Annotated in this window: 21 protein-coding genes; 9 read left to right on the top strand and 12 right to left on the bottom strand. The window is 33.1% G+C overall.

Annotated elements, in window-relative coordinates:
- Positions 1-5: 5 nt before the first annotated feature.
- From FT986_RS03690 to FT986_RS03660, 7 genes are all read left to right on the top strand, one after another.
- Positions 6-350, top strand: coding sequence for a hypothetical protein (locus tag FT986_RS03690; RefSeq protein WP_147863890.1), 345 nt, complete (start codon positions 6-8; stop codon positions 348-350).
- Between the two features lie 233 nt (positions 351-583).
- Entirely contained in the window at positions 584-1024 is a 441-nt protein-coding gene (locus FT986_RS03685; protein ID WP_147863889.1) for a hypothetical protein, read from the top strand.
- Between the two features lie 362 nt (positions 1025-1386).
- Positions 1387-1977, top strand: coding sequence for a hypothetical protein (locus FT986_RS03680; protein WP_147863888.1), 591 nt, complete (start codon positions 1387-1389; stop codon positions 1975-1977).
- A 143-nt stretch (positions 1978-2120) separates the two neighbouring features.
- Positions 2121-4433, top strand: coding sequence for an ATP-binding protein (locus FT986_RS03675; protein WP_147863887.1), 2313 nt, complete (start codon positions 2121-2123; stop codon positions 4431-4433).
- Positions 4423-5490, top strand: a complete 1068-nt coding sequence (locus tag FT986_RS03670; protein ID WP_147863886.1) for a hypothetical protein — start codon at positions 4423-4425, stop codon at positions 5488-5490. Before FT986_RS03675 ends, FT986_RS03670 begins: the two co-directional genes overlap by 11 nt.
- Entirely contained in the window at positions 5483-6190 is a 708-nt protein-coding gene (locus tag FT986_RS03665) for a hypothetical protein (RefSeq protein WP_147863885.1), read from the top strand. Before FT986_RS03670 ends, FT986_RS03665 begins: the two co-directional genes overlap by 8 nt.
- Position 6191: 1 nt before the next feature.
- Positions 6192-8084, top strand: a complete 1893-nt coding sequence (locus tag FT986_RS03660; protein WP_147863884.1) for a class I SAM-dependent DNA methyltransferase — start codon at positions 6192-6194, stop codon at positions 8082-8084.
- Positions 8085-8182: 98 nt separating this feature from the next.
- Here the strand turns inward: FT986_RS03660 and FT986_RS03655 are convergent, their stop codons facing one another.
- The 12 genes from FT986_RS03655 to FT986_RS03600 all read right to left on the bottom strand — a co-directional run bounded on the left by FT986_RS03655 (position 8183) and on the right by FT986_RS03600 (position 23414).
- Positions 8183-9175: a type II secretion system F family protein gene (locus FT986_RS03655; RefSeq protein ID WP_255505894.1), complete on the bottom strand. Its 993-nt coding sequence runs from the start codon at positions 9173-9175 to the stop codon at positions 8183-8185.
- A gap of 137 nt (positions 9176-9312) precedes the next feature.
- A complete protein-coding gene (locus tag FT986_RS03650) occupies positions 9313-9780 on the bottom strand; it encodes a hypothetical protein (RefSeq protein WP_147863882.1) in 468 nt (155 codons plus the stop codon).
- On the bottom strand, positions 9767-10066 hold the full coding sequence (locus FT986_RS03645; RefSeq protein ID WP_147863881.1) for a hypothetical protein: 300 nt from the start codon (positions 10064-10066) through the stop codon (positions 9767-9769). Before FT986_RS03645 ends, FT986_RS03650 begins: the two co-directional genes overlap by 14 nt.
- A 23-nt stretch (positions 10067-10089) precedes the next feature.
- Positions 10090-11382 (bottom strand): hypothetical protein, encoded by a 1293-nt coding sequence (locus FT986_RS03640; RefSeq protein WP_147863880.1) that lies wholly within the window; start codon positions 11380-11382, stop codon positions 10090-10092.
- Positions 11383-11391: 9 nt separating this feature from the next.
- The gene (locus tag FT986_RS03635; protein WP_147863879.1) at positions 11392-11859 is read right to left on the bottom strand and encodes a hypothetical protein; all 468 of its coding nucleotides are present in this window, start codon (positions 11857-11859) and stop codon (positions 11392-11394) included.
- A gap of 6 nt (positions 11860-11865) precedes the next feature.
- Positions 11866-12237 (bottom strand): hypothetical protein, encoded by a 372-nt coding sequence (locus tag FT986_RS03630; RefSeq protein ID WP_147863878.1) that lies wholly within the window; start codon positions 12235-12237, stop codon positions 11866-11868.
- A 10-nt stretch (positions 12238-12247) separates the two neighbouring features.
- Positions 12248-12877, bottom strand: a complete 630-nt coding sequence (locus FT986_RS03625; RefSeq protein ID WP_147863877.1) for a hypothetical protein — start codon at positions 12875-12877, stop codon at positions 12248-12250.
- A 220-nt stretch (positions 12878-13097) separates the two neighbouring features.
- Entirely contained in the window at positions 13098-13757 is a 660-nt protein-coding gene (locus tag FT986_RS03620) for an IS1 family transposase (protein ID WP_147863876.1), read from the bottom strand.
- A 253-nt stretch (positions 13758-14010) separates the two neighbouring features.
- Complete coding sequence (locus FT986_RS03615) at positions 14011-14532, bottom strand: hypothetical protein (protein ID WP_147863875.1); 522 nt, start codon at positions 14530-14532, stop codon at positions 14011-14013.
- A gap of 9 nt (positions 14533-14541) precedes the next feature.
- Positions 14542-19098 carry a DUF6443 domain-containing protein gene (locus FT986_RS03610; RefSeq protein WP_187248563.1) on the bottom strand — a complete coding sequence of 1519 codons (4557 nt, stop codon included), beginning with the start codon at positions 19096-19098 and terminating at the stop codon, positions 14542-14544.
- A 16-nt stretch (positions 19099-19114) separates the two neighbouring features.
- Positions 19115-22567, bottom strand: a complete 3453-nt coding sequence (locus tag FT986_RS03605) for a hypothetical protein (RefSeq protein WP_147863873.1) — start codon at positions 22565-22567, stop codon at positions 19115-19117.
- 526 nt (positions 22568-23093) lie between these two features.
- Positions 23094-23414: a hypothetical protein gene (locus FT986_RS03600; protein ID WP_147863872.1), complete on the bottom strand. Its 321-nt coding sequence runs from the start codon at positions 23412-23414 to the stop codon at positions 23094-23096.
- Between the two features lie 107 nt (positions 23415-23521).
- Here FT986_RS03600 and FT986_RS03595 point away from each other — a divergent pair, with 107 nt between their 5' ends.
- Both FT986_RS03595 and FT986_RS03585 read left to right on the top strand, forming a co-directional pair.
- Positions 23522-23923 (top strand): prepilin-type N-terminal cleavage/methylation domain-containing protein, encoded by a 402-nt coding sequence (locus tag FT986_RS03595; RefSeq protein ID WP_147863871.1) that lies wholly within the window; start codon positions 23522-23524, stop codon positions 23921-23923.
- A gap of 489 nt (positions 23924-24412) precedes the next feature.
- On the top strand, positions 24413-25816 hold the full coding sequence (locus tag FT986_RS03585; RefSeq protein ID WP_187248562.1) for a GspE/PulE family protein: 1404 nt from the start codon (positions 24413-24415) through the stop codon (positions 25814-25816).
- The last annotated feature ends 6 nt before the right edge of the window (positions 25817-25822 follow it).

The raw sequence follows: 25822 nt of genomic DNA, 5'->3' as shown, positions 1-25822 counted from the left end.
AACTTATGAAAACACAACTCACTGTAACCATTTCAATATTTGCATTGATCCTTATAACCTTTCTGACCAATCCGACAAGGGACAAACACACCGACAATGCCAATGAACTGTTTTTGGAACACGTGCTGTCGGAAGAAGGTGAAAAGAAGAGCTTTACCGATGCCCTATTATCCAGCTTATCGGAAAAGATGATAAAAGCCAACCTCAAAATCGAGGATTATTATCTTTTTTCGTTTTCCCACATCCATTCCAACTCCAGGGACAAAGACCTACAACTTGGTTTTGGTATACTGGGAAAGGTTTTCCCGATCGCGGATAAAGAAGATTTTAAGGAGTACCAAAAACAATAAAAAAAGTTTGCTTTCAGTGTCTTTTTGATCAAGGGGAAGGCACTCAAAGAAACTTAGGGAGGGAGCGCTTAAAACGCTTCCTTCTTACTAAAGAAATTCGACATAACCCCTCTGCTAAACGCATACTTAGATGTGCTTAGGTGCTTGGCGGCATAAAGCTCCGCTGAACAAAAAAGATATGCAAGGGGTATCTTTGGTAAAAAGTCCTGAAGGTTGTATAAAATTTATAACCGATGGAATTAGTAGACAAAGACTTGGAGAAATTCAAACAATACCAGCAACTGCAACAAAAACGAATTACCAATCGCCAGATTGCAGAGCAACTTCAAATCACCACAGAGCAGTTGGGAAATATCATTAGCCATTACACCTTTAAAACAGGTTTGGAGTATAAGATTCAGGAAGAAGAAGGAAATTACCGCTTTAACGGAAGTTTCTACCTCAGCAGAGGAGTCTTAGACCACATTGATAAGAAACAGGTGGCAGAACTGTTTATTTTCGTTCAGAACTTGGTAAAACAACACGATGGACTGGACTACTTGCAAAGTTTCTATTCGATCGATCAAAATTGCAGGTTATTCTTTATAGATAATTTGAACGATGAAATGATCAAAAGCGGTAACTATAAAGCCAGTGATAATTATTCTACTTTGATCTTGTCAAGTGAATACTAAATTTGAAACTACGGAAAACGGGTGGTACATTTTCGAAGAAAATGGATTACCTGCTTTTCTGTAATACTATATACTTAATATGTATTTGACTTGTTCAAATACATATTACTTCTTTTCTTCTTATTCTTCCTTCAATCTTTTCTTATAAGTGGCTAATAGGTGTTATGGAGATGCAAGATTGGTGTTTATGGAAGTGCAAAATCGGTGTTCTTTAGATATTCTAGTATTCAAATTTATTACATTAAATAAATAGAGGTGCAAAATAGGTGTTGTATAAAATTTAGGGGGTATGGTTAGGTTATAAAAGGAAAAGGGAAGCTTTACCTGCACGTAAATAAGCCTCCCTTTAAAATGATAAACTAATGAAAGCCAACCATCCCAAGAAAGAAGGTAAGAAGCAACTTACCTTAAGAATTCCTGTAGAAATTTTAGCGGAAGCAGAACTCAGTCTCAATGAAAAATACCTATTGGGCATCGATTTTAACTTGCTCGAAAAAGAAGGTTATAATTGCTATACCAACAAAGCAATTGGGCAAACGCTCCAGCTTCATCCTAATCTCGTCTCTAAGGCACGAAAACAGCTCGTAAATAAAGGATTTCTACACAGAGAAGGAAGAAAATATTATTTATCTGATTTAGCACAGAACTATCTTGATCAAAACGATATGATGGCATATATTTACCCCTGGGTTTACCAAAATGAGCAACTGTCTACGGGAGCAAAGCTTCTTTATGGTGAATACAATTCGATCAGTAGGTCGCAAAGAAATTACTTTGCTTCAAGACAATATAGCGCAGATAAGTTAAATGTGAGTGTAGAGAGCATAACCAATTGGACAAAACAGCTGTATCAGGAAGGTTGTTTGGACTGTTATTACCATAATAGGGGGTATTATCGTAATCAAAAAGTAGTGAGAACTTCTGGTTTTCCAAATTTGAAGTTTTTAGATTGAGTTTAAATATCCTGTATTTCTTTACAGAAAATAAACACCCCAATAGTTTAAGCTACGAAGAATGGGATAATTTTAAAAAAAGATTTCGTTAATTGCACTAATGTAAAAACGATACCTTTTTTAATTTTGATAAAATTCCACGTATGGATGAAAAAAAAGTACGAAGTGATTTAGCTAAAACATTAGCTGAAGAGCCTTCTAATTATTCTAAAATTTTAGAGCTTTCTTCAAAATTAGCTAGTTTTGATGAAGATAACATTCGTTTTTCTGTAGATGCAGGTGTAATAGATAGATTAGGAACTGAATTGGTCGCCAGGCAAGAGACTGCTGTATCGGAATTAGTAAAAAACTCTTATGATGCTGATGCAAAAAAAGTAACATTGAAATTTAAAAACTCTGATTCAATCGGAGGAATATTGTTTATTGAAGATGATGGGTTAGGAATGACCAAAAGTCAGCTTATTAATGGTTTTATGAGGATTTCTTCTACTGATAAGTTACGCTATCCGTTATCTGAAAGGTATAATAGGAAAAGAGCTGGTCAAAAGGGTATTGGAAGATTTGCCGTTCAAAGATTAGGAGAAAAACTTACCATCACTACTCAGACTGTAAGTAATAACAATGCTCTAGTATTAACAATCAATTGGTCAGATTATAAAGGAGATATAGATTTAGCTAGCATCACTAATAAAATAATTTCAGTTCCTAAAAGAAAAGAAGAGGGTACTACTTTAAAAATAGAAGGCTTAAAAGACAGATGGACACAGGCAGCAATAAAGCGTATTTATAGATATGTAAGTGCTATAATACAACCTTTCCCCCTATCTGATGAAAAGGGGATTGACGAAACCCAAAATGAGATTGTAGACCCTGGATTTAAAACAGTTTTTAAAAAAATTGAAGGAGATAAAGCAATAATAATTGCCGATGAAAATAAAATGATTTATGATCATGCATTGGCAGAAATCGAAGGGTGGATAGACAAAAAGGGATTGGGTATTTATTCGGTTATTAGTAAAAAACTGAATATTGAAGAATATGGTGAGATAGGTAGTGATCCAGATAACATGACTACACCTTTTTCTCAACTCAAAAAAGTCCGTTTTAAGGCTTATTATTTTGTATACAACGCAGGTTTAATTCCTAAAATGCAAGAATCTAGTATAAAAAAAGCTGCAAGGACTTCAGGTGGAATTAGATTGTACAGAAATGGATTTAGAGTTTTACCTTATGGTGAGCCAGGCAATGATTGGCTATATCTAGATGAGTCTGTTAAAAAAAGATCTATTCTACCAGTTCATGGTAATTTGAATTTTTTTGGATTTGTTGAATTGACTGATACGGAAAAAATTTTTAATGAAACTTCAAGTAGGGAAGGACTTTTAGAAAATGAGGCGTTAATTCAATTACAAAATTTTGTTTATAGAACTTTAATGACCTGTATTTTAAAAGTTGCTGAAGTAAGAAATATTAAAATCGTCTCTGGTCAGAAAAAAGAAGGGAAGCTGTATGAAAAAATTGAGGTTCGTATCAAGGATATAGCACATACTTTAGAATCTTTAGATATCGAATTAGAAAAAGAAGAGGGAAATATTCAAGTTAAGAGCAGAAGAAAGAAAAGATTAAAAAAACTTAAAGAGGATATTAGAGAGGTAGCTGAGTTACAGAAAGTAGAAACTAGCAAAATGCTGAAAGAAAAGTCTATGCTTCGAGTTTTAAGTAGTGTTGGAATTACTATAGGGCAATTTATTCATGAAGTTAGAGATTATTTAATTAATATGGAGTCTGATATTAATTTCCTTTTAGAGAAGCTCCGCTCTGATTCTGTGATATTAGAAAGAGTTTTAATATTAGAACAAAATGTAGCAACTTTTAGAAGTTATACATCATATTTTGATAATGTTATTTCTCAGAATGTTGTAAGAGAGTTGAAACCTATTGAAATTCAGAACAGCGCAGAGAAATTTTGGAAATCTATTTGTAACGATTCCTCAAAAAGTAACATAAAATTTGATAAGCCTATCCGAAACGGTTACTATTTATATACTTTACCAATGCATCCATCAGAATGGTCTTCCATTTTATTTAATTTTTATACCAATTCAAAAAAAGCAATAAAAAGAACAAAAAAAACAGGTGAAATAAAAATAGAGTGTGGACTTGAAGGAAAATTTGTATACTTGGAATTTTCTGATACTGGAGATGGAATTTCTGAAGAGAATGAAGAAAAGATTTTTGAAGAGTTTTTCACAACTACCTCACAAATTAATCTTGATGAGATTGACGAAAGTAATGAAATAACAGGTACAGGTTTAGGATTAAAAATTGTGAAAGATATTATTTCAAATTACAGAGGAAATATAAAGGTTGCTTCACCTAAACAAGGATTCAGTACGACAATTAGAGTTGAAGTCCCAGCGGCAACTGAAAAAGAACTAGATAGTTATGGCTTATAAAATATTGTATATCGACGATCAAAATCCAGAAAGTAGAAAAAAAGATTTTGAAAGTATCGGTTTTGAGGTAATCACCCACAAACCTACTAATGATTTTAAGGAGATTGAAATAAAGGTTAAGGACGGTATAAATGCTTTGATACTAGATTATAAACTTACAGCCGGGGATGGTGATTCTGCCTGTTTTGATGCTCCAACCATAGCCCAATTCGTACGAACTATTCACGTAAAAGACACTCTAGATATCCCTATAATTTTAATGTCCAATCAGACAATTTATATAAACAACTATAAAAAAGACTTTACAAGTCAAGATTTGTTTGATTTTACAATAACAAAGCAAGAGTTTACTTCTCATAAGAAGGAATTTGGTAGTAAACTAAAATCCTTCATAAAAGCTTACTCTAAAATTAAATCCGACAAAAGCTTATTAATTTCCCTAGGTTTAGATAAAGAAGATAAAATAAATTCTAGAATAACTTTGAATTTAGGGAGGATCCAAAAAAATATATACAAAGTCAGCTCATTAATTTATGAAGATATTATTTCTTCAATTGGTTTAACCATTGGCGAAGATGTTTTGGCTGCAAGGTTAGGTATTTCCTTGAATTCACCAGATTGGCATAAAGTGTTATACAGTCTTAAAGAGAGTAAATATACTGGTGTATTTTCTGATATAAAAGATCGCTGGTGGATGGAAAAGATAAATGTTTGGTGGGAAAAAAATATTTCTTCAGATACTCCTATAAGAAGATTAAACGCGGAAGAAAGGGTTCAATTAATAATTGAGAAATTAAATATAACTGAGCTAAAAGCATCCCGTAAAACTAAGTTTTCCAATAGTTCTAATTTTTGGACTATATGCAAGCATTCTAAAAAACCAATAGATCCATTTGATGGTGTGGAATTAATAAAAGATTACCTTTCTTGGCAAGAAAAAGAATATTTATCTATTGATTCAGCTCTAATAAGTAATGAAAAATTTAAAAATCAAATGAGTAAAATTGATAAAAAAATGATTCGTGAGTTAGCTAAAAAATTGAATGCAGATGAGTAATTGGGATTTAAGAATTTTCAGGAATGACTTATCAGTATTTATAAAATTATTAAAGAGAGAAAAAGTTACTGGTGATTTTTCAGAATTAGATACTTTGCTTGATAAAATAGATGGAAAGGAACAAATTGAGTATAAAATTGAGAATTTAGCATTTTATATTACAGGTAGAATACCAGGAACAAGACCTGATGATCTAAATTACTGTCAAGTATTTCTTGATCATATGTTAATGGTAAAAGATGAAGTAAATGGCGACTGTGATCCCCTCCACGGCTATTATTTTGATATTAATATTTCTGTATATAAGAGTACAAAAGATACAGCTAAATCATATACTAGTAGTTGGCATCACGACAGGCATTCCAATATTGCTAATGTAAAATTTACTCATCCTGTATATCATTTTCAATTTGGCGGAAAAAAAATGGAACTAATTGATGAAGAAATGTCAGTTCTGTCTTGTCCAAGAATACCTCATCCTCCTATGGATATTTTTTTAGGTTTCCATTTTATCATAGCAAACTATTTTAATAATAAGCAATACCCTTTCGTAAAATCATTATTAAAAGATTTTGATTATCAGAGCATCATAAAAAGAGCACAAGAAAGATTATGGACACCTTATTTTAAAGCATTTGACTCAACCTATGTGCACGAAGATTTTACATTAGAAAAAGTTTTTCCTCTGTATTTAAGTTAGAATGAATCAATATATTTTAAAATATCTAAGTCACTATTCTAGTAATATTAGAGAAATAAACAGGCTTCTAGTTTCTGCTTATTTGAAAGTCAATAATTTTCAAAATATTGATAACAAACTAATTAATAGTTATATAATTACAGAAGATGAAGAAATAAATGTGTTGAATAAGTTTTTAGACTTTTTTAAAGATAGAAGTTTTACTCTAGAAGAGTTGATAGAGTTTTTTGAGTTTGTAATTTCTCCAAGTGATAAAATTGTTAATGGTGCTGTTTATACTCCAAAATATATTAGAGATTATATAGTGTCTGAAGCTATTGAAAATTATAATAACCTAGAAAATTTAACTGCCTGTGATATTGCTTGTGGTTGCGGAGGTTTTTTATTTGAATATGCTCTGAAGATTAATAAAGAAACAGGTAAAAGTTATCTTCAAATTATTGAAGATAATCTTTACGGAATTGATATAACTGAGTATAGTATTGAACGTACCAAGATTTTATTGACTTTATTAGCTATATCTAATGGAGAGGATAAAGAAAACATAAATTTCAATTTATTCAATGGAGATTCTCTTGAATTTGATTGGTTCGAAAATTCGAAAGCAATTAGTGAAAACGGAGGATTCAATTTTATTTTGAGCAACCCGCCTTATGTAGGTTCTTCAAACTTAGAAGAGCGCACCAGAGCTCTTATGAAAAATTGGTCAGTTGCCTCTACTGGGAAACTAGATTTATATATTCCTTTTTTTGAAATTGGTCTCAAATGGCTTGCTGAAAACGGAACATTAGGTTATATAACTGTAAACAATTTTTATAGAAGTTTAAATGGTCGAGCCTTAAGAAAGTATTTTTCTGAAAATTCTTTAAAATTCAGATTAGTAGATTTTGGCGGTGAACAAGTTTTTAAATCTCGATTAACCTATACTTGCATTTGCTCAATATCCAAGAGAACAGGAGATTTAATTTACACAAGCTCAAAACCCAAAAATATACGAAGTTTAACTGAGAATGATTTTCTTTATTTTGATTATGGTGATTTGAATGATTTTCATGGGTGGCAGCTTGATGATGCAAGAACAAGATTAAATTTAAAAAGGTTAGAGAATTCCGGAGAAAAACTAGGAGATTTGTTTAATATTAGAAATGGTTTTGCTACCCTTCGTAATAATATTTATTTATTTACTCCTCTTAGAGAAGATGATGAATATTTTTATTTTAAGAAAGATTCTAAAGATTATAGCATTGAGAAAGAGATTTGTAGAAATGCTGTAAAACCTAATATCTTGAAAAATGAGGTAGATTTAGAAACCTTTAATGAAAAAATAATTTTTCCTTATATTTTTGTTGAAGAAAATAATAATGATCTATTTTACAATAATCAAAATCGTAAAGTAAAAGTTATTTCAGAAGATAATTTCCGAGAAAATTTCCCCCAAGCTTATAACTACTTAAATCATTATCGAGAGGAATTATCAAAAAGAGATAAAGGAAATAAAAAATATGAAACTTGGTTTGCATATGGTCGAAGCCAAGCACTGAATATTCGAGGACTTAAATTGCTTTTTCCATATATTTCCAATGCTCCCTACTTCGTATTTACCAACGATGAAGATTTATTATTCTATAATGGCTACGCCTTGATTTCTGAAAATGAAGAGGAACTTATGTTTATAAAGAAAGTGTTAGAATCTGATATATTTTGGTACTATATCAAAAACACTAGCAAACCATATTCAAGTGGATATTTTGCATTAGCAAAAAACTATGTGAAAAATTTTAGTATTCCTAACTTTACCATTGGGGAAAAAACATATTTTATGAACTTAACTAGGAAATCTGCTATTAATAGATTTTTATTAAGAAAGTATAATATTATAGATATTAAACTCTAAATAAGCTTCTCATAGTACCACATTAAATTTTCACATACCTCAGGTATAACTTAAAATTTAATTACTGATTTAGTTTTAGCTCTTGAATATGCTCGCAATTATCCTAAAACACTGCTCAACTTAAACATCGGTAAGTACATCGCAATCAGGATTACCCCAACTAAGATTCCCACAAAAAGAATTATGAACGGTTCCATAACCGTTGAAAGCAACTTTGATTTTTGCTGCATCTGGGTATTGTACTGATGATTCAGCCTTTCAAAAATAAACTCATTTTGATTGGTTTCCTCTGCTACTTTTACAAGAGCAATCATCTTCTCATCAAATATATGGTGTCCCTTTAAACTTTTGCTTAACGACTCTCCTCGTAGCAAATCTTTCTCAACTTGTGATAAAGCTTTTTGTAACGGATAAAAATTAATCATTTTCTTTACCAATTGGATACTGTGAACCATTGGAACCTTTGATGACATTAACAAGGATACGGCTTGAGTAAATTGGGATAGGTAAACCGTTTTATAAAAATCTCCGAGAAATGGAATTTTTACAAGTGCTTTATCTTTCGCTTTTCTAAACCATACTTTTTTGTTCAAAAAAATGCAACCGATAAAAAATAAGATAGTACCAAGTAAAAATAACCACCCAAATTTTTGAAGTTTTTCAGATACATCAACAATAAATTGCGTAATAAATGGTAATTCTACGTTTTGCTGTTCAAAAATATCCTGAAACATTGGAACCACAAACTGAAGCATAAAAATCACCACCAAAATTGCAGTGCTTAAAATAATTATCGGATAGGTCAACGCATTGATTATATTCCTTCTTTGTTCATTTTTACGAGAGTAATATTCACTTAACTGCTCCGACACTTTTGCCAGAGTTCCTGTTTCTTCTCCAATTTTTAAGGAGTAATATTCATATTCTGAAAAATACTTTGCTTCACGAATAGCCTCCGAAAAACCTTTTCCTTCTATAATTTGGTGAATTACATTTTCAAGGGTTTCTTTATTTATCTTCTTTTTTTGAGTATTTTTTAATAGTGTTAAAGATTCTTTCAGAGAAACACCTGCTTTTAAGAGTACTCCCAACTCTGTATAAAAATCCTCTTTTACTTTATTGGAGAAGGAATTTCCAAAGAGTACGATCTCCTTTTTTAAAATAGAGGTAGTTGGAGTCTTATTTTCACCTCCCTTACCTTCTACTTTTATCTCATTAATTCGAAAGCTCATTCTTCTATATAATCTATTGCAGCATTCTGTTTGAATATAAACAATTCTCTGGATTGATATCTTTTAGAGCAGAATAACTTTGTCCCATCTATTTTTCCATCGGTAACCGTTTCTCCCATTTTATAAAAGATTTTCCTATTAATTGAAACTCTAAAGGTATCTAACTCTTTTACCACAAAATCATCTTCAAATTGGTAATTTGTGGAATTGATCGGGGTTGAAAAATACAAGATGTCTTTTAAAGGATCATAATTTATGGTTTTATATCTATTAAAATCTAGAGTTAGCGATTGCTCTAATTTTCTTACTTCTGTGGTATTCTCAAAATTCTGTCTTATAGAAAATATTTGATTCTGAACCAAACGTAGTATAGAGAATGCCAATCCCACAACAATACTCGTAATAATTATCACTACAATTAACTCACTTAAGGTATAGGAAGGTATTTTTTTAATCTTCTGCATATATGCTATAACTCAAGGATTTATTAGTGTCTTTATTCGTTATTTCGAAACGCACCAGCTGTTGATTACTTTCTTTATAAGAAATGATATAGACTCCCCATCCATTGAAATCCTCTTCATATGGCAATTCTATTTTATCATATCTGTAAAAATATTCCAGTTCCTTTAGCCTATTATTTATCTTTTCTTTATCGCCCTGAATACTGGCTCCAAAAATATTGTTCAGAATTAAACTTGATATCACAAATATGATTATAAGGATTATGGTAGCCACCAAAGTCTCCATTAGTGTCGAGGATTTTATTTTTTTTAGTACAACCATTTCACAATTCCTTTATCTTTATTCTCGATATCCAAACCCACATACTCCTCTGGTAGCTTACTGACATCTATGGTTACGTTGAACAAATGATTCTGGTAAATAGAGCCTTTTTCCCTAGTCAGGAAATTATTGGCATACACCGTTCCTTTAACCCTCCCCTTTAGTTCAATATTTCCCGTGGCATAAAGTTCGCCAAGGATCTCTGTGTTCTCTTCGATTAAAATGTCTGAATTATAGCTTTGCGGATTATATTCTCCCAGATCCAATACAATTCCTTCAATTGCAGAACCCTTATCGATTTTAAAACGACTTTTTGAATTATTGTGAATTATGTTTTTAGTACTATCCAATGCCTTTTTTTCTTCTTTTTTGTTCATTACCAAAGCGGATGGATACTGTAAAGTTACATTTTTTCCAACACTGATTTTTTCTGTGGCGAAAGCTTGAAACGTTCCTTTTACATTATCTTTTATTTCTATCTCCGGTGCTATTAAAATGACATCTGTTAATTTAGCTGTTAGGGTAACCGTTATTTTGTTATCCGATTGGATGATAAGGTTTCCAGTTAATCTACAGTGCTCAAGGTTGATTGCTTTTTTTTCATATAAGATTTGGACAGGAGAGTGGAATGAATTACTAATAGAATCAACAATAGTATTTGGCAAAAAATGAGAGTCCGATAATTCTTTAAATTTTTCTGGAATGAATTTGATTTGCTGCTGTAACTCATTACTGACTTGGGGTAATTTCCGTGGATAACTATAAACTGGTCCCTCTATTAATTGCGAACTGTAAAAGCTTTTACCATTAATGTTACCTGCTCTAACACCCTGTGTGGGAACATAAGCCGCTCCTTTAATATACGTATTGCCGACCACCACCAATGGTCTATTAAAATCTGCTAAATATAGTGCGGGTCTCGAATTCAGTTCTTGCTTTGCACCAGTTAAGGAAATCTTTTTGATGGAACTGCTTTTGAATGTGCTTGTCGCTTCGATTTTACTAAAAATACCCCAATAAGTTCTTTTAACGCTTACTTCTATATTTTCCTTCTCGAAAATTTGAAGGTTTATAGAGTCTCCTAAAGGAATTGGATGATAGAGCAAAGAATGGTAAATTGCTTTGTCGTTTAATTTAGTGGCATTTAATAATTGCTCGTGTGTAAGCTTAAAATAGTTTTGGGTATGTACCAAGATCAAAAAAACGGACAGAAGGATAGCTATAACCACAACAATATAAATGGTCAATTGCAATGCTCCTGCCTTTACTTTAAAGAACATATTTTAATTTTATAGAGAAATTGTTTTTAGTTCATTTTTATACCTTAGAACGACTTGGTTTTCATTTCCATTAACTACCTTGATACTATCAATGATTTGACCTTTCTTCGCCAAGTACTGAACTTGATTGATCGTTACAATATATACTTGATCCCTTTTGGAACTCATTTTACTGACAATTCCTTGATAGTTGACCGTTGGCCACTGAACTTTCTTTGCGTTTACGGTAGATTTTGTTATTTTCTTTGGCTCGGGTTTTATCAATAATGTACCAAGGAATGGATCTTTTCTAACGGGCTGTACTGAAAAAGTGTCCCTTTCCTCTTGAGTTGTCGGGTTGAAAACCGTTTTAAAATTTTTGATATGTTGGTTATTGGGCTCATCTGGATTTAAAGCTGAAATAACCTTGTAGCCAATAATAGCCCATACCACAATCACTATACTTAGCAAAACATATGTTTTGGTACGCTTTTTCATCTTTGGTTATTCTTCTTGTACGATCGAGAAGCTGTGGGTTGTATATTCAGTCTCATATGCACTATTCAAAGCTTTTACCCGCCACTCAAAATTACCCTCGCTATAGGTTTCCGAATATCTGGTGGAACTGGATGTGGTATCGGTAACAATTTCAATGGCTTCTTCAAAAGAAGGTTTAGCAACCTGAAGTTGATAAGCATCCGCTTCTTCTATCATTTCCCAACTAAAAGATATGGTAGTGCTATTTGAAATCACATCATCTGCTGGCGCCAATAATTTAACCCTTTCTTCCGAAATATTATCTACCTCAATAATATCTTCACATCCAGTTAGCATTGTAGAGGCTATCAAAATAATTATAAGAAACTGGGCTTTCATTTGAGGAAATTTAAAGTTTAAAATAATTTTCTTCCTTAATTACTTTTCTTGAGTTGGAATATGTTTTTTTAGGACAGGGATCCCCATTGGTAATATCCACGATTTGTAATTGGCGTCTCTTGTTTTCTTTCCAACAGAAAGAACTGGTTTCGTAAGCAAAAACCGCCCCATCGTTCAATTGTATTTGATCTATTGGTTCTCCTTCCTTATATAAGCTAATCACATAATGTTTATAACCAGATTGAGTTAAAAAAGCACCTTCTGCCGTTTGAAGTTGATTTAACTTTTCTTGGTTTAAAGCCAAAGAAATCGATGTCACCATTTTAGCTTCGGGCTGTACTTTTAAATAGTCTATCAATTCCTCGTTATTTTTATTGTTTAACTGTTCTAAGACAGTTACTTTATCAGAAATATGCAATTGAACAAACTTAGGTTTTTCGACCAGAGAATCGGTATAATTAATCTTTAGATCGCTAGGTTGCTTTTTTGAGGCTTCATTAAACAACTTATAAGTTCTTTTTGTAAAAGGGAGAATAGAGCTGCTCAGCTTTATTGGCTGTTGGTATTCTACGAAAGCGGTGTTAGTATAATCTTCTTCTAGAATATATTCTTTACCAGTACCTATACTTCCTAACAACACAGGATCACTGGTTATCCTATAGGTGTCCTGGTCAATGGAAACAGTTTTGCAGGCTGAAAAAACTGAAAAAAAAATGAATAAAAAAATAAAACGTGAGGTCATCCTGTAGCTTTCGGTAAAGTTAGTTAAATTTTAAGTAATCAAAAATTCTTAAGATTTAATATTTACTTTGCCAAGATTCGTAAGTGATTCTATAATTGTCGTTTCAAGAAGTGGAAAATTAATGCCCCCAAAAGTATATCTTTAAATGTGCTTCTAAGTAAAGCGTTTTTTTTGAAAAACATATCGTCTTTCTGCCTAACCTCTTAATGTGGGTTCTGAGGGTTAGATTCATTCTTTCGATTTTATTGGTAGCATATTGAAATCGTCTGTGAATTTCTTTTGGGATCATGCTTGGATAAATATTTAGCCTATCGGTATAAATCTTATTTGGCTGAAGCAAAAGCACTTTATTAATCAATGGCTTTATATTATTTATGGATTTACGACCGATAAAAAAATCAATTACTGTTTTTGATTCTCTCTCTATTACATAAGTAATCCAAGTGAAATCTTTTTTTTGTTTTACATATGTCCACATCTCATCAATTTCAAACTTACATCCCAATGTATTAAAATTGGGAACTTTAGCCTGTTTGCTTATTTTCAGTATTCTTGAGAGGACGGTTTTACTGGAAATATTCATTATTCGAGAAATACTCCTCACCCCACAGCCTTCTTTTAACAAGCTTTTTATTAACATATTTGTTTGTGGCTTATATGCATTATACTCATAATCTAACTGAAAACTTAGATTACAGTCTTTACAGAAATAGCGTTGTTTATCATTTCGTTTCCCTTTTTTTATACAGTTGCTGCTATTACAATTTTTACAATCCATAACTGCAAATATAATCAAGCACACATTTACTACACGTAGGTATATAGAAGTCTTATTTTATAACTTCTAAGGAGTTTATATTGTTTCAAAACACCAAAAGTAAGGGATTTTATAAGAACTCACATTTAATTAATTTATTGACTTTCAGAAACTAACACGAAATATTTTAACAAAGAACCAGTTTACTACATTACCTAATACTTACGCATAAAAAAACCACCTCGTTAAAGGTGGTTTTCTAAAATTCAATGCATTATTGTGATTTCATAATAGGGAATAGCTTCTTTTTTCTTTCAATTAGTTTTTCTGCAAAAACACTCTCTATTTTATCAAAAACAAGACAAGAAAGATTAAATGATTTATTCTGTTTTGTATTTATCGTAGCAAAATGATATTTACCAAAATATAAAAAATCTATTCTCTTATCGTAAGATGGCGGCGACAACCATAGCTTTATATTTATTATATCTTCTTCATTAAAGTTAATTACATCTGTTTTTGTTTTATAACTGTAATCTTTATCATTGATTTCAAAAACAACTGATTTACTGAACTTCCTGTGATTAAAATATAGAATGCATAGTGGCAACATAAAAAACAATAACCAAGCTGATGTAACAGCTAGTAATATTAAAATAATGCTATTTAATTCTATAATTTTTCTAAAGAATATTATAGCAAAAGCCGTCAAGATATGAGCAAAAAAAGTTATCACTACAATCTTATAAAAATAACGCCATACAGATAATTTAGTAATCTTATATCTTTCTTCCATAAATAAAACTTACCACTTCCAAATACTATTCGTCATAATATTTTTAACTTCATTCAACATTGTTCCAAAATCGTACCATTTACTATTCCTTATCTTTGGATTAGGATGATTTTTTTTAGCTTCTGATATTTCTTCACCTGCAGTTATTATTAAATCTCCTACATAAACTAATGACCCTACTGCTATTCCCGCAGGTCCACCATAAGCATAAGTAGCATAAAGACTTGCTCCTGTACCTATCGTATTAAATGAATATCTACCAACTGACATATTACTATTAGCTAAATCTATTGTGTTAGCTCCAACACTTATTGCATCAGCAACAGGTCCAGCAACTTGCAAGACACCATCTACTAATTTAAGAGCTTTAAAGGGAACTTTAATATCAGTCAACCACTTTCCTATGACTTTACCAGATTCGTCATATACAAGAATTTCTTTAGGAATCTTATATACACCTACTGCTGCTGTAGAAGTCGTTGCTGAAGCTGTATTAACAATTAGAGAAAATAAAGAATAGTCAGGATTACTATTGTCTACATTAAAAATTTTGTCTCCTACGTTATATTCTTTTCCCTCTTCTTCTTGTCCAACTATTGGTCCGCTACGACTATTAAGGTAAATATTAGTATCTTCATCATCTTTGTGGTCTATAACTTCACCATCATCATTTACCACAGTTGAAAACAATCCAGTTGGGTCTTTAAAAAATATTGGATTATTATTCCCATAATGATATGGTGTTTGATTAGCAAAACTAGATGCCATTTTATCTATAACATTAAATCTCCCTAACGCAGGGTCATATTGCCTCCAATCCATTTCATAAATATCTAAACCAAGGCTCTCAGTATGTTCTTTGCCTAAATATGTATGGTAGTTGTTTTTCGTGCCGTTCACGACATTGTTGTAACCTTTGTGTTCAAGTCCAAAAGGATAGTAGTTTTTCTCGTCAAGGATCTCGGTCTGTGGGTCGATGGCCCCGTTCAGATCAAGGTCCGAGTAGGACAGTCGTACGTTCCCTAAGTGGTCCTTATATTGATAAACATAATCAAACCCCTGCGCATAATTACTAGGATCCTTTGGTTCCACATAACCCTCTGGGTGGCTGAAGAACTTTAAATTCATAGCCTGCAACTGGTTCTCTTGTTTATAAATATAGTTCCCTGCATATTGGGTAATTGTATTGGTTGGCTCCCCGTTAATTTCATTATCATGGTCGGTCACCCTCTTTTCCAATTTTACACCCGTTGCATCATAAATATAGAGTATAGAATTAATATTAGTGCTAGTTGCACTTTCTATTTGGATAAGGGTAGGTAGGTTGAGATGATTGTAATCTATGGACACTATTTTCTTGTTTTGATCCATTACCATGTTCCCGTTGATATCGTAGAGATAATCCTTATCAGTATTTTCCCCATCCATAAAGCCTTCTTCATCGGTAGCAGTATCTATTACTTTATCCAGTTCATTACTCAAAGGCTTATAAAAGTAAGAAAGTTTATCGATATAATCTACACTGGCATAACCAGCTTGTGAACTTATATATCCGAACCTATCTAGCGATTTGATATTTCCTCGGGGGTCATAAGTGATATTGTCCACACTGTAATTCTCTGCCCAACTGTAAAAACTGTTTTGGAAAGAGCCTCCGGTATATCCTGCGGACTTTAACCTATTCAGCGCATCGTAAGTGTAAACATAGGAACGTTTGTTCTGCAACCCTTGCTTGGTCTTCCAGTGGGTCTCGCTTATGTTCCCGTTATACAATGGAACACCACCAGTAAGCTCTGGCTGGTCATAGTTAATGTTAAATGCAAACAGAGCAGTGTTATGGTTCAGGTCACTTATGTTGTTAATTGTTTTTAGCCATCCACGAATGTTATAACCGTAGCCTACCTTCTGTAATGCAGGGGATAATAAGCTTACAGAATTATATGGCTCTACATCCAACATTTTGGTTTCCAGTTGCCCAAGGTCGCTATAAAAATTCTTGACAATGCCCTCGGTATGGTTATAGGTGGGAAGTTGTGAGCCTGGCGGTGTTATTCGTATATTCTCGTTTTGCCTTATCAACTTGCCTTCATAATCATACTCAAACTCTTCCGATACAACCAAAGGTTCTTTGCCTGTTTTCATATGAGTACTTGTGGTAAAGGTTATATTCCCCATAAAATCAAGCTGATACTTTGTTACATCTTCAGTATTCAAATATTCATTTTTGATTGCCTGATAGATCATTCTTCCCTTTTCGTCATATCCATAAATGGTATAAATCAATTTTTGGGCACAATCTTCACTCAGCACTCTGGTAATGTTACCCATTAAAAGCCCTTGGGTCCTTTCGGTCACACTTTGATTAAATACCTGAGAGGGAATAGGATAACTGAACTTCTGTATTAAATCATCAGGGTTATACTCATAGTAATTGACCCTGTACAGTGTCATATTGGATTCCCCTACTATATCTTGACCCGAATTTGGATAGTACTGATTCGTATAGTAAGTCTTTACTCTATTCTGAGGATCAGAGCAGTATCCCATTCCCCCATAATGTTTGCCAGGGTCATTACTAACCACATCAACCCTTTCTTCCCTACTAGACGAAGGATAGCTATCTATAATGGACTGAAGTTCTACCCGGGCATCGTTATCATTTGCCGTAGAATTAGGCTCATAATGGTGGAGTCCTGTATAGGCTACCCTGCCCAGTTTATCATATTTGGTAAACAGCCAATTATTGTCTTCCCTCAATTTTGCATCTTGGGTGAGTACCGGCATATTCTGATCGTCATAAATAATATACTCCCAGCCCTTGCCCGGTATCTTTTTTTCAACTAATCGGTTTCTATCGTCATAATGATAGATATAACAAAGCCCTTCTAAAACAGGGGTACTAAAATTGGTTTGTGCAGGGGCAAAACCCGTATAAAAGCCGTTGGCATTAGAGAGCTCCCCTCCGCCTTCTATATATAAATTGTTGTTTTGAATAGACATCTGATATTCATAGCCATTGCCTGATAAAACCCCCAAAAGTCTGTCAGCTAGTCTTCGTTCCATTTCTAGAGAAATGACCACACCTTCTTTCAAATTGAGCGTAGTATTCAAACTATGATTGATGTTAACGGTAACATTGTCGTTCTCATCCACAGATATATTCAAACCGCCGTAACCATCATAATCATTCTCTATATTTGCAGTTAAAATATCCGCATTGGAATAACCCTCAAGTCCTGATTCATACTGGTCTATTATTTCAAGAGAAACTTCTAAGTAATCCGTCCAAGGGTAGTTTCTGTTATAGGTTAATATTTCATCGCTTTGCAAAGTTTTATTAATACTTGCCACTTCTCCGTAACCTTCTATAATTATTTGATTGTCAGCTATAAAAAAAACATATTCATACTCTTGGCCCGAAACCCTTCCTAGTTCTGTATCTTCAAAAAAACCTATCTCCTCTAAAGAATATAAACTACCATTTCTAAGTTCAAAAGCAGTATTGGCAGTAAAACTAATCCCAAGACTTAACTCTTCCCCGTTGGCAGAAGTACTTATGTTAAACCCCCCTTGTCCTCCATATTCGTTTTCAACGTCTGCATTGAGTATAGCCTCATTGTCATATTCGCTAAGCCTTTCGTTATAGGAATCTGCAAATTCATTATCCACCATGACCAATTGTGTCCAAGGATAATTTTGGGTAAACCCAAAACCAATCGGCTCACTAAATGACTCTGTTATCGTTCCTGGAGGGAGAACATAGGTTAAGTTACCATATTGATCATATATATAGTAAGTATCAAGTTTTGTTCTTTTATCATAGGTTCTTTTTAAAATTACCTGTCCTTGTTTATTGGTAAATTCTTCTGTAGTATGAGCTTTAGGGTTAGCTTGGACAGGTTTCCAGTTTTCATCTTTGGTCACTTGCTTGTATAATTGCCCTTCTGCATAATATCCTTGGGTTACCAAAGTGGGTTTTTCAGTATCGGAAGCGTCTTGAAATACAACTCGGTGATACCTTACCTCTAAAGCATCATTTGTCAACTGATCAAATTTAATGGTGTGATCATTATCTGTCGAGGGGTCTACTGCCCAGCTCTCCCCTGGTGCTCCTTGTTCCAATACTCGGTTTAAAGGCGAAGGTTCAAAAACTTTTTCACTATAAGGATTACGGTTATTTGGATCTATATCCGCTGGATAGGTATTGGTGTAATAGGTCGTTAGATTATTGATAACGTTGGAATTAGAGGTATATTCTAGTTCTGCTCCTGGAGTAACATTTTTAGCATAGGGAAGGTATTCTTTTGCATGCCTACCCATATCATCATATACAAATGGAGTCACGATCTCTTTATCTCCGTTTTCCCCTCCTCTTACTACGCTCTGTTTAGGTCTCCCTAATCCGTCGTAATAGGTCACCGACTCTAGTTTATCATCATCACTTACAGGACCTAGAGTGCTCTCTGCTTTATAAGCGGTAGTTTTAAAGTAATTTTCATCTGTGCTCTGACCGTAAATACTATACCCCAGAAAAGAGATTATGGCTAGTGTAAATAGTTTTTTCATCTTTGGTTTTTTCTGGTTAGTTTTTATAATTATAGTCATATTCCTGCAATATGTTCCCTTCCATATCCTTGATATACTCCAACCTATGGTAATCATCATATTCATACTCCGTTACCTGGCAACGGGGGTCTTGTTCCCAAGTTAACTGATGGGTAACGGAATCATACCTATAGCTTGTAATTAGAGCTCCTGGATATTGGGCGTTGCGCTTTTCACAGCGTACCAAAACAGGATCCCCTAAATTATATACGGGATCACCATTGTCGAATGTAAAGTTCTCCACCAATGTTTCGATCTGGTTCCTGTTGTTGTAGACAAGTTTTGTCTGTGTACCATTGGTATTCTTCAACAGCGTTGGGTAGCCATCTTCATTGTATGCCAAGTATTCAAAGCGATCCTCCAAATCACATTCCCCAACCTTGCTCGTCTGTACTTTCGATGGCATTAAAATACCATTGGTAGGTAAGGTGGTTGGACCTCCAGTGGAGTTGTAAAGATCATATATTACCCGTTTGACAGAAGTTAAACGCTCAACACCACCTTCCTTAACATAGGTCTCCGTCTGGTAGGGGCTCGATATCCGGTGCTGATCATAAAGCGCTTGATAGTGCTGCTGATCTGGGATACTCAAACAAGGATCTAATTGAGTCGGACCTCCGTATGGATAACGATTTTTCACGATATTCTCAACATCACTATCGCTCGTGGTGGTGGTGATCTTTGTGGGTTGACCTACGTGAGAATCGTAATCGTATTCCGTTTTGGTTACTAATTTATTACTTTCCTCAATATCTTCATTAAATAATATAGCAGGGTAAAATTTTTGCATCTTTTTAGAAACCAATAATAGTTTTTTTGAAAAAATATCATAGCTTCCTAATCTAAAGTTACTATATCGGTAACCTGCATAACCAGGACCACAATAAGGACCAAATGAACCTACTACTGCAGTTAAACTTTCTAAATTTACTACATGATAGCCATAAATTTTTTGACTTTCCAAGCGCAGTGTATTATTTTCATTACTTATAAAATTTTCTCGTTGTAATTTACCATTTCGTACACTAACTGCTGACCATGTAGCACTAGAATGAGTCTTTTCTATTTTCTCAGGACTACCAGCTCCACCTGCGGTTTGAGCCTTAAACATATTAACAATATCTCCCCCTTCTTTATAAAAGCATTTTTCAATACCGCCATTTTCAAAATCATCTCCTCCATAACTTATGGTGACTTTCTCATAAGAGTTTAAAATATTTTCGTTGTAATTCGTAGGGTGAATATTTAGACGCGTTCCTTGTTTCTGATCCACATAACAGCACAGAGCTGCTCCGATTATCTCAGGAGGTTTACAGTTGTTTTCTACAGAAATATCCGTAGTTTCTATAAAACTAGCATCTTGATAGTACGGTACATACTCCAAAGGATCCTTTCGTACATTTTCTTTTCCTGTATAATAATACCTCTTGATGTTTTGAGCATTGGTAGCATTGGAAGTAAAATCTGAAATTCGCTTGATCCTTAAGCCTTCACCAGGGGTTAAAATATCACCAACCTTATAATCAAAGAATAGTTGGCCTTGCATTGGAGTGTTTAAACTTTCAAACCCTTTGTAAAACCTCAAACTATAGGCATGACCAGCTTGTAATTGAAAATCAAATTGCTTGTTGATTTCATAGGGAGAGCCATTCCAATCATTTGGAGTATTTTTAAAATTTCGAAGTTCTAAAGATACAGGACTTTGATTAGGAAAAATTTCAAACAGCTCAACATAAACCCAATCTTTATCAGGGGGCATTTGTGAAAACTCAACATTTACATTTACCGAAATAGTTTGACTGATAGGTATAGTTTTAAAAATTAAATTTCCAGTTCCATCATCTTCAAATCCTCCCAAATTACAGTTTGTTGTTAGTTTATTGGGTGGATTAAATGCTGCCATATTCCTGTGGATTGTACGTTGATAATGTTCAGTTTCCACTTTTTTATTAAGAGGCTGTTCATATTCCAATAAAGTATATCCACCAGTTGGATAAATGATTTTTTTTAAACTTCCTAAAATCATTTTACCGAAATCAGAACTCCTATCGGCTTCACCATAAACACCTACCGTATTATCGTCATTAATAGGTAACATTCCTTTATCACTATTATCAACCCCATTATAATAGCCAAATAGATCTTGAGAGTAAGAAAATCTCTTTGGTAGTCCCACTGGATTATTGTAGACAAATTCATACTGCTTATAATCCTTACCCATATTTGGGCTATTGTTATCAAGCCATTCGTTTATTTTTATATGTTCTAAGAAAAAACGCTGTTGAACGCCCTCAGCGATATCGAAAATATATTCAAAATCTATATCCATCAGTTTCTGATTGTTCCCTGTATTAATTACTTCAATAGAGTTTAAAACATTGGATATATTTTTATTATTAGAATATCCTTGGTTATCTGAATGGAAAACAACCTCTTCTCCGCTTGAGGAAAATATTTTAGTTAAGTATTTACCTCCTGAAATATTTGAAATAATTCTATCTGGTCTATTTCCTCCGACATGCCCTGTGGGTGATAGAACTATATCATAAGTACCTACTCCTACTTGGCTATTAAGTGCTTGAGCATATTGAGATGAAAAGTCGATATGGGCTAAGTAATTTAAACTTTTATCATACTCAAATAAAACCAATCCGTCCATAGGATGTTTTATCATATATAGATGATAGGCTGTTGTTGCTAAAGGAGAAACATTGTTATGCCAACCCACTTCTTTCTTACTTGTTTCTGTTTCAGCGCCTCCAAAAAAATATTCTACTCCGTTGGCATCTGTTATTTTAAATGTTTTAAATTGGTTTAAATTGGATTTATTGTCACCCGCACCCTCAATTTCAATTTTCAGATCATTTTCGGCATTTATCAAAATTGGGTTATAACCTTGATCTAAATAAAAACTACCCGAAATACCTAAAAATGAAAAATTAAAAATATCTGGTTGCGTATCATAATTATCCAAAAATAAATAATTCCCTAATTGGCTAGCATTGATAGCTCCAGGGTTAATCGTAGGGTCACTTTCATAAGTATCTACCAAATTATCAATATCATTTTTAAATATTCGCTGAGAAACATCCTCATCTGGTCTATCATAAACGGTTCTTGTGATGGCTCCACCCACATTTAACTTCCAATTAACCCCTGTCCAAGTATTGGTTTGGTTTACTTTTACCCCAATTCCATCATAATCCATAGAAATAGGAACTTGGATTTTCCCCATTTTATAAGTGTAGAGTGGGATTGAATGATTTACTCTTCCATAGGCGGCGTTGGCTTCTATATTACCGTATTTAGTAAATTGTGCGGCTTGTGGAGAAGGTTCTGTATTTTCTTCTAAATAATCAGTAGAATTCGTTTGACTAAAACATATATTAATGATACTATAGAAAAGAAGTGAAAATAAAAAATTTTTCATTTGGATTATGTTAGATAATATTCTTCAAATAAAACTAATTTTAACACTTATCACAAGTGAATTTTAAGAAAATTTTTACATTTAAAGAAATAATTTTATTTCAATCTGCTGGAAATGTTACTTATTGAAGTTTTTCTATTATTCAACTTAATAGTTTTGTAAGTAAAATATGAATACGGAAACTCATATTTTGTTAAAATTTTAATTAACCCCTAGATCTCTATGTGTTTCTAATATTCCAGTATATTAGTTTCTGACTTATATGCATTATACTTATAATCTAGCTGAAAACTTAGATTACAGTTTTTACAAAAATAGCGTTATTTACCATTTCGCTTTCCTTTTTTATACAGTTGCTGCTATTACAATTTTTACAATCCATAACTGCAAATATTTTCAAGCACCCGTTTACTACACGTAGGGATATAGAAATCATATTTTATAACTTCTAAGGAATTTTTATTGTTTCAAAACACCAAAAGTAAGGGGTTTTATAAGAAGTTACATTTTATTAATTTGTTGATTTTCAAGAACTAATACAAAATGTTTTAGCAAAGAACCTGTTTACTACATTACCGGTTTGATCAACCTTTACACCATTTCCAATATAATTTAAAGTTATAGGAATGTTGAGCATTCCAGCTTTATAATTATGAACTTCTACAGATGTAGAAACTTTTCCTAAATGTTCATTTATAGGAATATCCCCGTATTTTGTCAACTCATAAGCATTGGGAGAAGGAGGCCTCATATCTAAAATCTCAGGAATTTCATTTCCCATATTCTGACAAAAGCTTACGCTGTAAATACTAAGAAAAAAGAGATTAGCTAGTAAAATTTTTTTCATTGATTCAAATTTGATTCTGTAAAATATAAAGCCAAATAAAACTATTTTTAACATTTAATACAAGTAAATTTTAAGAAAATTTTTACATTTACAAAATATTTAATGAGATGAAAATGAAAAAAATACCTTCATTTAACCTGCAAGAAATCTTAATTGTTTTAGCAATCATCGGGATATTGCTTCTCTTAGCGCTACCTAACTTGATGCCTTTAATCAGCAAAGCTAAAAGCGTGGAAGCCCAGACCCAGTTAAAATATTTATATAACTCACAAACCACTCACAGGTATATGTATTCCAAATACTCCTCTGACTTGAGCGAACTGGATTTTGAAGCACCAAAAACCGTGAAAGATGGTGGGGCTGCCAATTATAGTTATGATATCATTCAAGCGGACAACAACACTTTTAAAGCTAGAGCTACTGCCGTTACTGATTTTGATGGAGACGGTGTTTTTAACGTTTGGGAAATTGATCAAAACGGAAACCCAAAACAAACGGTAAAAGATTGATCATTGTCATTAAATTCATCCTTATTACTGTTCTCCTATATATTTTTCTTCAGGATTTTAAGGATAGGGAAGTGTATTGGTTTCTATTTCCCATAGTAGGTATTCTTACAGGTTTTTTGCATTTTAACGAAGTGTTGAGAGAAGTTTTCCTACTTACGTTGATCTACAATATTCTCTTCGTATTATTTATTTTCATGCTAACCCTTTTGTATATAAAATTAAAATTAAAAGAAAAGTTCAGCCATGTTTTTGGTTATGGAGACCTTCTGTTTTTTATTGCTATCACATTTTCGTTTAGCACATTTTCTTTTATTGTATTATTTGTGATGTCGTTGATTTTTTCTTTATCATTACACATAATTTTAAAAAACAAGTCATCCCATTCTTCTGTTCCCTTAGCAGGCTACATGAGTTTGTTTTTTCTGTCTACCTATCTTGCCTATTGGATGGGGATAGTAGATTCACTTTATAGAATTTAATTAGGATCATTTGGAAGAGAAATATAACATATCAACTTCTTTACTACAAAAGATCAGCAGTAAACAGGCATATCATTACCGCATTGTACCTGTAGACTTCAAGGACAATGTTTTAACGCTTTATGGTGAAAACAATTCCGAAGATTTAAAACAAGAGCTGGAAATCTTATTAGGTTTTTCCATCGATTTAAAATTGACCACAAAGGAAATCTTACAGAAATACTTATCTCAGAACTATCGGGAGTCCTCCTACCAAAATCGAGATTTTCATTATAGCAACGATTTTTTGGAGAAACTTTTATTTACCGCAAAAGATATTGGTAGCAGTGATATCCATTTTGAACCCTATGAAGAAAGTTGTAGGGTTCGTTTTCGATTGGACGGAAAGTTAAAAGAATACTATTCTATTTCTTTTGAAGAATACCCGATAATCGTTAACAAACTTAAAATTAAGGCTGGACTGGATATTTCCGAGAAGCGACTTCCGCAAGATGGAAGGATTACTTTTAAATCTCATAATGAAGAATTTGACATCAGGGTCTCTTCCCTTCCCACGCTTTATGGTGAAAAAATAGTGCTGAGGATTTTAAGCAAGGAAACCAATCATTTAAATCTTGAAGATTTAGGTTTTAACACTAGGGAGCTTAAAACCTACAAAGAGAGCATTAAAAACCCCAATGGCATTGTGCTTATTTCTGGACCTACTGGCTCTGGAAAAACCACTACTCTCTATGCCACATTAAAAGTCTTAAACGATGAATCTTCCAATATTTTAACTATTGAAGATCCTATAGAGTATACGTTAGAAGGAGTAAATCAAGTTCAATTAAAAGAAAACATAGGTCTAGATTTTGCCAGTGCACTACGGACATTTTTAAGGCAAGACCCAGACATCATTATGGTCGGTGAGATCAGGGATGTAAAAACCGCTCAAATGGCTATCCGGGCTTCTCTTACAGGGCATTTGGTACTATCTACCATTCATACCAATTCTGCTTGGGCAACCATTTCCCGATTGATCGATATGGGGATCCCTCCCTTTTTAATTGCAAGCACGCTCAATGTCAGTATTGCACAACGTTTGGTAAGAAAGCTTTGTGAGGTATGTAAGAAACAAGAAGAAATCTCACCTAACCTGTTCCCCGAGAACTTTTCTATACCTAAAACTCTACATACCCATTTTAAAGCTATTGGTTGTAGTAGTTGTTATTATACGGGGTATAAGGGAAGAAAAGCTGTTTATGAGATCGTACCCATTACAAAGGGATTAATACCTTATATCAAAGACAATGAGTTATCTATCGATAGTTATTTGGAAGAGAATAATATAGAAACTTTAAAAAGCAATGCTATTCATTTAATACAATCTGGAACGACTTCTATAGAAGAAGTATATTCGCTTTTAACCGATTAATTATAT

The organism is Mesonia sp. K4-1 (assembly GCF_008017825.1).
Lineage (GTDB): Bacteria > Bacteroidota > Bacteroidia > Flavobacteriales > Flavobacteriaceae > Mesonia.
The sequence above is the reverse complement of the archived record's forward strand: the minus strand, read 5'-3'. Positions and strand labels throughout refer to the sequence as shown.